Origin of the sequence: Rhodopseudomonas sp. (genome assembly GCF_048594845.1) — a bacterium.
GTDB lineage: Bacteria > Pseudomonadota > Alphaproteobacteria > Rhizobiales > Xanthobacteraceae > Rhodopseudomonas.
In genome coordinates, this window is sequence record NZ_JBMDXE010000389.1 from 1 (window position 1) to 11,018 (window position 11,018).

Below are 11,018 nucleotides of genomic sequence, written 5' to 3' on the forward strand. Positions count from 1 at the left end.
TGGCGCCCAACGTTCCGATGACCGCGGGTGTTGCGCTGCGGGCACAGCGCTTGGTCGCCCTCGCCCGCTGCCGGGAGAGGGCTGGGGTGAGGGCTCTCGCCACAGGCTCCGTGCCCGCGGCCCCCCACCCCCGACCCCTCCCCGCAAGGGGGAGGGGAGTGCGCCGTGCTCTGGGTCATGCCAGGCGCGTTTATCAGCAACCCCATCACGCTCACTGCCCTCTCGTTCGTCATTCCGGGGTGCCGCGTAGCGGCGAGCCCGGAATCCATAACCACCGTCCGGGAGTATGGATTCCGGGCCCGCGCCAAGGGGCGCGTCCCGGAATGACGTTGATACTCTGTGTCCGCTCGCAGGCCTCGAACTGGGAGCCCGTCCGATGAGCTACATCACCGGCGTCGGCCTCACGCCATTTGGCAAGATCGACGGCTCGACCACGCTGAGCCTGATGCGCGACGCGGCCGAGCTTGCAATCGCGGACGCGGGGCTGCTGCGCGGCGAGATCGACGGCCTGTTGTGTGGCTACTCGACGACCATGCCGCACATCATGCTGGCGACGGTGTTCGCCGAGCATTTCGGCATCCGGCCGAGCTACTGCCACGCCGTGCAGGTCGGCGGGGCCACCGGCATGGCGATGGCGATGCTGGCGCATCAGCTCGTCGAAAGCGGTGCGGCCAGAAACATTCTGGTCGTCGGTGGCGAGAACCGTCTGTCGGGGCAGAGCCGTGACGCCTCGGTGCAGGCTCTCGCGCAGGTCGGGCATCCGCTCTACGAAGTGCCGCTCGGGCCGACCATTCCGGCGTATTACGGCCTCGTCGCCTCGCGCTACATGTACGATCACGGCGTCACGGAAGAGGATCTCGCCGAATTCGCCGTGCTGATGCGGGCGCATGCGGCGACACATCCGGGCGCGCAATTTCACGAGCTGATCAGTGTCGCCGACGTGATGGCATCGAAGATGATCGCGTCGCCGCTGAAGCTGCTCGATTGCTGTCCGGTGTCGGATGGCGGCGCCGCGCTGGTGATCAGCCGCGAGCCGACCACGGCGCATCGCGTCAAGGTGCGCGGTTGCGGTCAGGCGCATACCCATCAGCACGTCACTGCGATGCCGGCGGAGGGGGTATCCGGCGCCGAGCAATCGATCGCGCGCGCCAAGGTCGCAAGCGGCGTGGACATCTCCGACGTGAAGGTTGCAGCGGTTTATGACAGCTTCACCATCACGTTGCTGATGCTGCTGGAAGATCTCGGCCTCGCCAAGCGCGGCGAGGCAGCGGCGCTGGCGCGCAGCGGGCATTTTTCATGCGATGGCGCGATGCCGCTCAACACCCATGGCGGGCTGTTGAGCTACGGCCATTGCGGTGTCGGCGGCGCGATGGCGCATCTGGTAGAAACCCATCTGCAGATGACCGGCCGCGCTGGTGATCGTCAGGTCCGCGATGCCTCGGTCGCGCTGCTGCATGGCGACGGCGGCGTGCTGTCGTCGCATGTCAGCATGTTTTTGGAGCGCGAGTGATGAGTGAGCCGGCACTGACCGACTGGACCACGGGCGACGAGGCCATCGTGTATCAGCGCTGCGGTGGTTGCGGCGCTATTCAGTATTTCCGTCGCGACTTCTGTGCTGCGTGTGGCAGCCAGGATCTGACGCAGCTTCGCGCCAGCGGCGATGGCACGGTGTATGCCGCGACGCTGGTGCATCGCGCCGCCACCGCCGAGGCGCGCGAGCATGTGCCGTTCAAGATCGTGCTGATCGACGCTGCCGAAGGTTTCCGCATGATGGCGCACGGCGCCAACGACCTCGTCATCGGTGATCGGGTGAGCGCGCGGTTCGCGCGCTTCACCGGCCGCCTCGTTCCGTATTTCGAAAGGACTTCCGTATGAGCCGCTTGCGCGCCGCCCTCGATCCGAAATCGATCGCCGTGATCGGCGCATCGGACAATCCCAACAAGGTCGGCGGCCGGCCGGTGCACTTCCTCGGCAAGTTCGGTTTCACGGGCAAGATCTATCCGATCAATCCGACGCGGCCCGAGATCCAGGGCCACAAGAGCTACGCGTCGCTGGCCGATCTGCCGGAAGCGCCCGAGATGGTGATCGTTGCGGTCGCCGGCGACAATGCGATCGCCGCGGTCGAGGAGTGCGCGGCCGCCGGCGTCAAGGTCGCGGTAGTGATGGCGTCCGGCTTTGGTGAGGTCGATCAGGTCGCCGGCAAGGCCAAAGAGCGCCGCATGGTGGAGGCCGCACGCAAGGCAGGGATGCGGATTGTGGGGCCGAATTCGCAGGGCCTGGCGAATTTCGGCACCGGCGCAATCGCGTCGTTCTCGACGATGTTCGTCGACATGGAGCCGGTCGCGCCGAACGCGAGGGGACACGTCGCGATGCTGAGCCAGTCCGGCGCATTGTCGACCGTGCCGGTCGGCTTCCTGCGTCAGCGGGGCATTGCGGTGCGTCACACCCACGCGACCGGTAACGACTCCGACATCACCGTCGGCGAACTGGCCTGCGCGGTTGCGGAGGATGCTGAAGTCAAGCTGATGCTGCTCTATCTGGAGAGCATCCCGGACAAGACCTACCTGGAAGAATTGGCGGCGATCGCGCTCGATCGGGATCTGCCGATCATCGCGCTGAAATCGGGCCGCACCGACGCCGGCAAGGCGGCGGCGCAATCGCACACCGGCGCGCTGGCCAACGAAGATCGCGTGGTCGATGCGTTCTTCGAACATCACGGCATCTGGCGCGCGCCGGATATGCGCGGCCTCGTCGAGGCGACCGAGTTGTATCTGAAGGGCTGGAAGCCGCAGGGACGGCGGCTGGTCGCAATCAGCAATTCCGGCGCGGTGTGCGTCCTGACCGCCGATGCAGCCACGCAGGTCGGGATGCCGATGGCCAAGCTCGCGCCCGAGACGGACGCCAAGCTCAAGAGCATTCTGCCGAGCTTCGCGACGACGACCAATCCGATCGATCTCACCGCCGCTCTGCTGTCGAACAGCGCGTTGTTCGGCGACATCCTGCCGGTGATCGCCAAGGACCCGGCGGCCGATGCGTTCCTGATCGGCGTCCCGGTGGCCGGTCCCGGCTACGACGTGCCGGCATTCTCCCGCGACACCGCTGCATTCGGGCGGCAGACCGGCAAGCCTGTAGTGGTGTCCGCCACGCAGCCCAGCGTCGCCCAGGTCTTCGCCGAAAATGGCACTACGGTGTTTCCGACGGAGGTCGAAGCTGTCAGCGCGCTGCATCAGTTCCTCGCGCATCACGAACTGATGGCCAAGGCGCGCTCGCGACGCGCCGTGCGCGCGCCCAGCGAGGTGCTGATCACGCCGCGCGCGGAAACGCTGATGCTCAATGAAGCCGATAGCCTCGCGCTGTTGGCGGCGCGCGGCATCCCGGTCGTGTCGCATCGGCTCTGCCTGTCGCGCAGCGAAGCTGTTGCGGCCTTCACGCTGATCGGCGGCCCGGTGGTGGTGAAAGGCTGCTCGGCCGATATCGCTCACAAATCGGAACTCGGCCTGGTGCGGCTCGGCGTTACCTCGGCGGACGCCACCGGAGCGATCTTCAGCGAGATGGAGCAGATCATCGCGAAGGCCGGCGCGCAATTCGACGGCGTGATCGTCGCCGCCATGGCGGGTGGCCGACGCGAGATGATGATCGGCGCGCATCGCGATCCGGTATTCGGACCGGTCGTGGTGGTCGGTGACGGTGGCAAGTATGTCGAAGTGTTTCGCGATACCAAATTGCTGCTGCCGCCGTTCACTGCCGCGGATGTTCACGAGGCGCTGCGCCATCTGCGGATCGCGCCGCTCCTCGCAGGCACGCGCGGCGAGGCGCCGATGGACGTCGATGCCTTTGCCGACATGGCCGTGCGCATTGGTGAGTTGATGCGCGACGACAGCGCCGGCGTGATGAGTGTCGATCTCAATCCGGTTATGCTGGGTAGCGCCGGCGAGGGCTGCGTCGTCGTCGATGCGGTGGTGTTTCACGGTGTCTGAAAGGCGGTGCTGATGCGGCATTACGTCGCCAGAGCATCGACTTCGAAGCCTGTGCTGCGCCCGTTCGTCGCGAATCGTCGTGGGCGCTGAGCTTCGGCGACCAACTGACTTTCGTACGTCTTGCGAATTGTCGTCGAGCCGCAATCGAAAACGCAGATAGTCCGGCGCTTCGGCGACCGAGCTCAATCCAGGATAGCAATCGCAGGCCGCTCGCGCGCTTCGGAAGGGCAGTCTAGCGGTACTCGGAGAAAATCTTGTGCCGAGTAGCCGGACGCAGGGCTGCAATGCTGACGTGTTGGTGTTGTGGACACCGCAGGCGTGATGTAGCGTTGTCATCAAGTGGAATAATGTTCCGCACAGCGAAATAAGAAATGTGCGCCGTTCGGTGGTGGACGCTTCCGCACGGCGCATTGGGCATCAAGAACCAAAGCGAGAAGAAAAAAATGGGACGACGCTCGGAGCGACTCTGCAGAAAAGGCCACGGCGACATCGGCGGCGAAGGCGATGTGATTCAGGTAGTGTCGCGCGCTTTCGACGTGCTGCGCTGCTTTGAAGGCGCGGATACGCGGCTCGGCAACCTCGAGATTTCCAACCGCTGCGGCTTGCCGCGCTCCACGGTATCGCGGTTGACGCATACGCTGACCCGGATGGGCCAGCTCGTTTATCTACCTCGCGACCAGAAGTATCGGATCGGCCCGAGCGCCGTGGCGATGAGCACCGCGATGATGCGCGGGCTGCAGCTCCGCAACCTGATCCGTGCGCGTCTGCAGGACGTCGCCGAGCAGGTCCCCGGCACGGTCGGCTTCCTGATCCCGGACCGTTTCCATCTCGTGTACTTCGAATACGCCCGCGCGCCGCAGACGGTTGGGCTTCACTCCACCACCGGCAGCCGCATCGCGATGGCGCACAGCGCCGGCGGCCATGCTTATCTCGCGGCGCTCGAGCCTGAAGCAGCGAACGCGTTTCTGGCCGAGATCGAGCGTGAGGAGCCGGAACAAGCGCCGGTGCTCCGCGAGCGCCTCGAGGCAAGCCGCAAGATGTTGCAGGAGCGCGGCTACGTCGTCTCCTGCGGGGCGTTCAATCCGCATGTGAACGGCATTGCGGTGCCGATGTGGTCGCCGCAGTACCAGACCTACGTAGTGGTAAGCATCGGTCTGCTGGCCGCGATGTACGACGAGCAGCGGCTGCACGACGAGGTGGCCCCGGTGCTGCTGCGCCTCAAGGACACGATCGACGCGCTTGTGCAGAACGCCGAAAGCGGTCTCGTTGCCGTCGGTGGTGCCAAGCGCGGTGCGCGTCCGGACACTGCCAAGGGATTGTCCCCGGTGCGGCGGCCGGCTCCGGCCCATCCGCTCGCCGCGAGCGACCTGCGCCGCCGCCAGGGTTAGAAGCAGGCCTGACTGGGGCGCGCCCGGCGCGCACTCAGTCGCATCGGTGAAGGCCGACGAGTTTGTCTCATCCCCGGATCGCTTTGCGGTTCGGGGATGTTTCGTTTGTGGACTAAGCGGATGCCGGCCGCGGATGCTTGGCGATCGTCAGCACGATCGCCGCCGCGATGACGCAGAGGACGCCGGCCGCGAAGAATGCCGGCAGGTAGCTCAGCAACACGGTCCGCGACAGGCCGGCGCCGAACGACGCGGTGGCGGCGCCGAGCTGATGACCGGCAAAGATCCAGCCGAATACCAGACCGGCGCGCTCGGCGCCGAACTTCTGCGCGGTGAGCCGCACCGTCGGCGGCACCGTGGCGATCCAGTCGAGACCGTAGAACACCGCGAACAGCGACAGGCCGTAAAAGGTGAAGTCGCTATAGGGCAGGAACAGCAAGGAGAGTCCGCGCAGGCCGTAGTACCAGAACAGCAGCCAGCGATTGTCGTAGCGGTCCGACAGCCAGCCTGACAGTATCGTGCCGACAAAGTCAAAGATGCCCATTGCGGCAAGCAGCCCAGCGGCCTGCACTTGCGGAATGCCGAAATCGGCGCATAGCGGGATCAAGTGGACCTGGATCAGTCCGTTGGTCGAGGCGCCGCAAATGAAGAACGTCGCGAACAGGATCCAGAACACGCGAGTCTTCGCCGCATCGCGCAGCGTCCCGAGCGCCGCCGCCATGATCGGCGCATTGGCCGGAGGCGGCGGGGGCAGCGGTTCGGTGCTGGTGTCGCCGAATGGCCGCAGGCCGACGTCGCTCGGGCGGTCGCGCATCAGCAACAGCACACCCATGGCCGCGACGCCGAGCCCTGCGCACAGCAACAGCAGCGCGATGCGCCAGCCGTAACGTTCTGTCAGCGCCGCCAGCATCGGCAGGAACACGAGCTGTCCGGTCGCGACGCTGGCAGTGAGAATGCCGACCACCAGGCCGCGGCGATGGTTGAACCAGCGCGCCGCCACCGTGGCGCCCAGCACCATGGCGGTGAGCCCGGTGCCGATGCCGACCGCGACGCCCCACAGCGCCACAAGCTGCCAGACCTGCGTCATCGCCACAGAGGACACCAGGCTCACCGCAATGATCACTTGCCCGGCGATCGTTACGTTGCGCAGCCCGTATCGGTTCATCAGCGCGGCGGCGAACGGCGCCATCAGGCCGAACAGGATGAAGCGGATCGACAGCGCCGAGGAGATCTCCGCAGTGGTCCAGCCGAACTCCTGCTGCAGCGGCACGATGAACACGCCCGGTGCGCCGACCGCGCCGGCCGAGACCAGAGCAGTGAGAAACGTCACGGCGACCATCACCCAGCCATAATGAACATCGCGGCGGGCAAGGGCGGAAGAGAGCCAGGTCGAGATCATGCGATGGTCCTGATGCGGCAAAAGCCGGCGATAGCGCCAGAAGGTATGATGATGATCATATAAAAAGCGGCGGGCTTTGCAAGCTGCCGCAGCGCAATACGTCGTGATATCAGCGTTTGCGGGTGAGAAATTCGCCCATCAGCCGCTGCGGCTCGCCGGTGAGATAGGCCTCGCCGAAAACGCCGACCGAATGCGCCACCGCTTCGCCGAGTGGCATGTCGTGCCAAGCGGCCAGCAGCGCCTTCTGCGAACGCAGTGCCTGTGGACCGCAGGCGAGCAGCGAGGCGACGAAGCTTTCGACCGCGGCGTCGAGTTCGCCCTGTGGGGCGATCTTGTCGATCAGGCCCCACGCCAGCGCGGTCTGCGCATCGATGGTGTCGGCGGTCATCAGCAGCCAGCGCGTGCGGCTCCAGCCGATCAGCCGCGGCAGCAGCGCCGCATGAATCACCGAGGGGATGCCGACTCGGACTTCGGGCATCGCGAACTTCGCGTCGTCGGTGGCGACGCGAAAATCGCACGCAGCGGCGAATTCCAGCCCGCCGCCAAGGCACCAGCCCGGGATGCGAGCGATCACCGGGAAGGGCAGGATACGGACCGCCTCGCACAGATTGCCAAGGCCGGTGATGAAGCGCTCGGCGGAAGCCTGATCGAGCGTCGCCATTTCCTTGATGTCGGCGCCGCCGATCATGCTGCGGCCGCTCTGCCCGGCGATGATCAGCACACGCAACGTTTCGTCGGACGCAAGCTTTTCCAGCCCCTCGCGCACCGCGTCGATCACGGTGGTGTTCAGGATGTTGAGCGGTCCGGCATTGCAGATCGTCAGCGTGGCGACACCGCGGGAGTCGCGGTCGAGACCGCAATGAGAGTTCAGCATCTGCATGGACGGGCTCGCAACCTGAGGCGGGGAAGTGCGGCATCATGGCCGGTAATCCGACCCAGCTGTCAAGCGCCACCGGATCCTTGTCGCCCAGCCGCGAAGTGTAATATGATGGTCGTCATCTGAAAGGAGATTGCCATGAGCCTGCTGGACGAGCCTGATTCCCTGGAACTGTTCGCGCCGTCGCAGCGGCGCAGCCGCACCGTCGACTGGCAGGAGCCGGGCCCGGTGGCCCGGGCCAGCATGGCGATGCCCGGCATCGAGGTGATGTACGCGCTTCGCGACGGACGTTTGCCGCCGCCGCCGCTCGCGCGGCTGATCGGCTTCCGCATGGCCGAGGTTCACCCTGGCCGCATCGTCATGCAGCTCGACCCGGAGCAGAGCTTGGAGAACACGGTCGGCTTGTTGCATGGCGCCGTGGCGGCGGCCCTGCTGGACACGGCGATGGGGTGTGCAATTTCGACCGAAATGCCGGCCGGGAGAGGCTCGGTCACGATGGATCTAAAGCTGACCTATCTCCGCCCGCTCTCGGTGCGGTCCGGCACCATCCGGGCGGAGGGGCGGGTGGTGAAGCTCGGGCGGCAGTCGAGCTACACCGAAGGCTTCATCTACGACGGCGCCGGCAAGCTTGCGGTGCACGCCACGGCGACGTTCGCCATGATCGGAAGCGATGGACCGTCTCCCGACCGGGCGCCTCCGCACCACTCCTGAAGCCGCGCGAAACTTGCAGCGGAGCGCGGCGTTCGATGACATAATATGATCCCGGACATATATCGGTCCGGGTATGGATCATCCGAGACACGGCACGGAGCGCACATGCGCTATTCCAAGGAACACAAACTCGAAACCCACGCCCGCATCGTGCAGAAGGCGTCGGTGCGGTTGCGCGAGAAGGGCGCGCACGGCGTCGGCGTTGCCGACCTGATGAAGGAGGCCGGGCTGACGCATGGCGGCTTCTACGCGCATTTCTCCTCGCGCGAGCAACTGCTCGTCGAAGCCTTCGCATATGCAATGGATCGCTCCACCGAACGTTGGCGCAAGCTGGCGGCGGAGACGCCGCGCGAGCAGCGGCTGGCGCTGATCGTCGATCATTATCTGTCTGCGACGCATCGCGACGATCCCGGCCGCGGCTGCGCCGTGCCGGCGCTCGGCGCCGAAATCGTGCGCGAGAGTTCGAAGACCCGCAAAGCGTTTGCTTCGAAGCTCGACGAGATGATCGACGCGATCGCCTCCGAATATGTCGAGGCGCCGCCGAAGACTGCGCGTAAGCAGGCGGTGGCGACGCTCGCCACCCTGATGGGCACGCTGTTGCTGGCCCGGATTGCCGGCACCGGCGAGTTGTCGGACACGATCCTGCAGGCCGGGCGCGAAGCGGTGCTTGGCCGAGCGGCTGACGCCAAGCCTCCGGCGAAACGGACCAGTGCGAGCCGAGGCGCCGGAAAGTCGGCGGACAAGCCCGCAACCAAGACAGCCAGCGCGGCGAAGGCGAAGGCCAGGCTGGCCGCGCAGGACTGACGCTGGATCGCGCCCACCTGCGACCGCGCCGCCCGCAACGGTGGCGTTATGCCGCTTGCCGACGCGCCTGCATTTTGGCGGGGCTCCTCCGCGTGCCGGGTCTTCCCAAAGCCCCAAAAAAACTGTTCAAGGGGGGCAGAAACCACCCTTCAGGAGGAATGGATGCGCACGATCGGGCACTTCATCGGCGGCAAGGAAGTCGAGGGCAAGTCGGGGCGGTTCGCCGACGTCTTCGAGCCGATGACCGGCGAGATCAAGGCGAAGGTTGCGCTGGCCACCAAGGCAGAGCTGCGTGCCGCCGTCGAGAACGCCAAGGCTGCGCAGCCGGAATGGGGCGCCACCAATCCGCAGCGTCGCGCCCGCGTGCTGATGAAGTTCCTCGAATTGGTGCAGCGCGATTACGACAAGCTCGCCGAGCTGCTCGCGCGTGAGCACGGCAAGACCATCCCCGACGCCAAGGGCGACATCCAGCGCGGCCTCGAGGTCGCGGAATTCGCCTGCGGCATTCCGCATCTGATGAAGGGCGAATACACCGAGGGCGCCGGCCCTGGCATCGACATCTATTCGATGCGCCAGCCGCTCGGCGTCGTCGCCGGCATCACGCCATTCAACTTCCCGGCGATGATCCCGATGTGGAAGTTTGCGCCGGCGATCGCCTGCGGCAACGCCTTCATCCTGAAGCCGTCGGAGCGTGATCCGGGCGTGCCGATGGCGCTCGCCGCGCTGATGCTCGAAGCCGGCCTGCCGCCGGGCATCCTGAACGTCGTCAACGGCGACAAGGAATCGGTCGACGCCATTCTGGATGACCCGGACATCAAGGCGGTGGGCTTCGTCGGCTCCTCGCCGATCGCGCAGTACATCTACGAGCGCGCGGCGCAAACCGGGAAGCGTGCGCAGTGCTTCGGCGGCGCCAAGAACCACGCCATCATCATGCCGGACGCCGACATGGACCAGACCGTCGACGCGCTGATCGGCGCCGGCTACGGCTCGGCCGGCGAGCGCTGCATGGCGATCTCGGTCGCGGTGCCAGTCGGCAAGGCCACCGCCGACAAGCTGATGGAAAAATTGATCCCGCGCGTCGAGTCGCTGAAGATCGGCCCGTCGACCGATCCGACCGCCGACTACGGCCCGCTGGTGACCAAGGAAGCGCTGGAGCGCGTCAAGAACTACGTCGACATCGGCGTCAAGGAAGGCGCGACGCTCGCGGTCGACGGCCGCGGCTTCAAGATGCAGGGCTACGAGAACGGCTTCTACATGGGCGGCTGTCTGTTCGACAACGTCACCAAGGACATGCGAATCTACAAGGAAGAGATCTTCGGCCCCGTCCTGAGCGTCGTCCGCGCCCATGATTATGCCGAAGCGCTGTCGCTGCCGTCCGACCACGACTACGGCAACGGCGTCGCGATCTTCACCCGCGACGGCGACGCCGCGCGCGACTTTGCGGCGAAAGTGAACGTCGGCATGGTCGGCATCAACGTGCCGATCCCGGTGCCGATCGCCTACTACACCTTCGGCGGCTGGAAGAAATCCGGCTTCGGCGACCTCAATCAGCACGGCCCGGACTCGATCCGGTTCTACACCAAGACCAAGACCGTCACCTCGCGCTGGCCGTCGGGCGTCAAGGAAGGCGCGGAGTTCTCGATCCCGCTGATGAAGTAAGCGCCGGCTGCCATGCAGTTCGACCTCAACGAAGACCAGCGCGCCATTCGTGACATGGCGCGCGACTTCGCGGCCGAGAAGATCGCGCCGCAAGCGCTGAAATGGGATGAAGACAAGCACCTGCCGCTGGATGTGATCCGCGAAGCGGCGGCGCTCGGCATCGGCGGCATCTACATCCGCGACGATGTCGGCGGCAGCGCGATGAC

General features: G+C 65.9%; 10 protein-coding genes. 8 read left to right on the forward strand and 2 right to left on the reverse strand.

The genetic code is table 11. The annotated features are described in order from the left end of the window. Positions 1–376: 376 nt before the first annotated feature. The 4 genes from ACOJTD_RS26670 to ACOJTD_RS26685 all read left to right on the forward strand — a co-directional run bounded on the left by ACOJTD_RS26670 (position 377) and on the right by ACOJTD_RS26685 (position 5,365). Positions 377–1,510, forward strand: coding sequence for a thiolase family protein (locus tag ACOJTD_RS26670; RefSeq protein ID WP_420135855.1), 1,134 nt, complete (start codon positions 377–379; stop codon positions 1,508–1,510). Beyond that, entirely contained in the window at positions 1,510–1,875 is a 366-nt protein-coding gene (locus ACOJTD_RS26675) for a Zn-ribbon domain-containing OB-fold protein (protein ID WP_420135856.1), read from the forward strand. Before ACOJTD_RS26670 ends, ACOJTD_RS26675 begins: the two co-directional genes overlap by 1 nt. Continuing rightward, the gene (locus ACOJTD_RS26680) at positions 1,872–3,977 is read left to right on the forward strand and encodes an acetate--CoA ligase family protein (RefSeq protein WP_420135857.1); all 2,106 of its coding nucleotides are present in this window, start codon (positions 1,872–1,874) and stop codon (positions 3,975–3,977) included. Before ACOJTD_RS26675 ends, ACOJTD_RS26680 begins: the two co-directional genes overlap by 4 nt. Before the next feature lie 443 nt (positions 3,978–4,420). Further along, positions 4,421–5,365 (forward strand): IclR family transcriptional regulator, encoded by a 945-nt coding sequence (locus tag ACOJTD_RS26685; protein ID WP_420135858.1) that lies wholly within the window; start codon positions 4,421–4,423, stop codon positions 5,363–5,365. Positions 5,366–5,477: 112 nt separating this feature from the next. Here ACOJTD_RS26685 and ACOJTD_RS26690 read toward each other — a convergent pair whose 3' ends face one another. After that, positions 5,478–6,761 (reverse strand): MFS transporter, encoded by a 1,284-nt coding sequence (locus tag ACOJTD_RS26690; RefSeq protein WP_420135859.1) that lies wholly within the window; start codon positions 6,759–6,761, stop codon positions 5,478–5,480. A gap of 109 nt (positions 6,762–6,870) precedes the next feature. After that, positions 6,871–7,641 (reverse strand): enoyl-CoA hydratase, encoded by a 771-nt coding sequence (locus tag ACOJTD_RS26695; protein ID WP_420135860.1) that lies wholly within the window; start codon positions 7,639–7,641, stop codon positions 6,871–6,873. 135 nt (positions 7,642–7,776) lie between these two features. Between ACOJTD_RS26695 and ACOJTD_RS26700 the strand changes: the two genes are divergently transcribed. The 4 genes from ACOJTD_RS26700 to ACOJTD_RS26715 form a co-directional block, all read left to right on the forward strand. Further along, positions 7,777–8,349 carry a PaaI family thioesterase gene (locus ACOJTD_RS26700; protein WP_420135861.1) on the forward strand — a complete coding sequence of 191 codons (573 nt, stop codon included), beginning with the start codon at positions 7,777–7,779 and terminating at the stop codon, positions 8,347–8,349. A 105-nt stretch (positions 8,350–8,454) separates the two neighbouring features. Beyond that, complete coding sequence (locus tag ACOJTD_RS26705) at positions 8,455–9,153, forward strand: TetR/AcrR family transcriptional regulator (RefSeq protein WP_420135862.1); 699 nt, start codon at positions 8,455–8,457, stop codon at positions 9,151–9,153. A gap of 162 nt (positions 9,154–9,315) precedes the next feature. Further along, positions 9,316–10,812, forward strand: coding sequence for a CoA-acylating methylmalonate-semialdehyde dehydrogenase (locus tag ACOJTD_RS26710; protein WP_420135863.1), 1,497 nt, complete (start codon positions 9,316–9,318; stop codon positions 10,810–10,812). A 12-nt stretch (positions 10,813–10,824) separates the two neighbouring features. Next, the coding region (locus ACOJTD_RS26715; protein ID WP_420135864.1) for an acyl-CoA dehydrogenase family protein at positions 10,825–11,018 on the forward strand (194 nt) is incomplete at its 3' end.

What these genes read in the sequence shown, in the direction of transcription:
- ACOJTD_RS26680 (WP_420135857.1), top strand. Translation starts at nt 1,872, where the DNA reads ATGAGCCGCTTGCGCGCCGCCCTCGATCCGAAATCGATCGCCGTGATC.
- ACOJTD_RS26670 (WP_420135855.1), top strand. Translation starts at nt 377, where the DNA reads ATGAGCTACATCACCGGCGTCGGCCTCACGCCATTTGGCAAGATCGAC.
- ACOJTD_RS26710 (WP_420135863.1), top strand. Translation starts at nt 9,316, where the DNA reads ATGCGCACGATCGGGCACTTCATCGGCGGCAAGGAAGTCGAGGGCAAG.
- ACOJTD_RS26695 (WP_420135860.1), bottom strand. Translation starts at nt 7,641, where the DNA reads ATGCAGATGCTGAACTCTCATTGCGGTCTCGACCGCGACTCCCGCGGT.
- ACOJTD_RS26690 (WP_420135859.1), bottom strand. Translation starts at nt 6,761, where the DNA reads ATGATCTCGACCTGGCTCTCTTCCGCCCTTGCCCGCCGCGATGTTCAT.
- ACOJTD_RS26700 (WP_420135861.1), top strand. Translation starts at nt 7,777, where the DNA reads ATGAGCCTGCTGGACGAGCCTGATTCCCTGGAACTGTTCGCGCCGTCG.
- ACOJTD_RS26705 (WP_420135862.1), top strand. Translation starts at nt 8,455, where the DNA reads ATGCGCTATTCCAAGGAACACAAACTCGAAACCCACGCCCGCATCGTG.
- ACOJTD_RS26685 (WP_420135858.1), top strand. Translation starts at nt 4,421, where the DNA reads ATGGGACGACGCTCGGAGCGACTCTGCAGAAAAGGCCACGGCGACATC.
- ACOJTD_RS26675 (WP_420135856.1), top strand. Translation starts at nt 1,510, where the DNA reads ATGAGTGAGCCGGCACTGACCGACTGGACCACGGGCGACGAGGCCATC.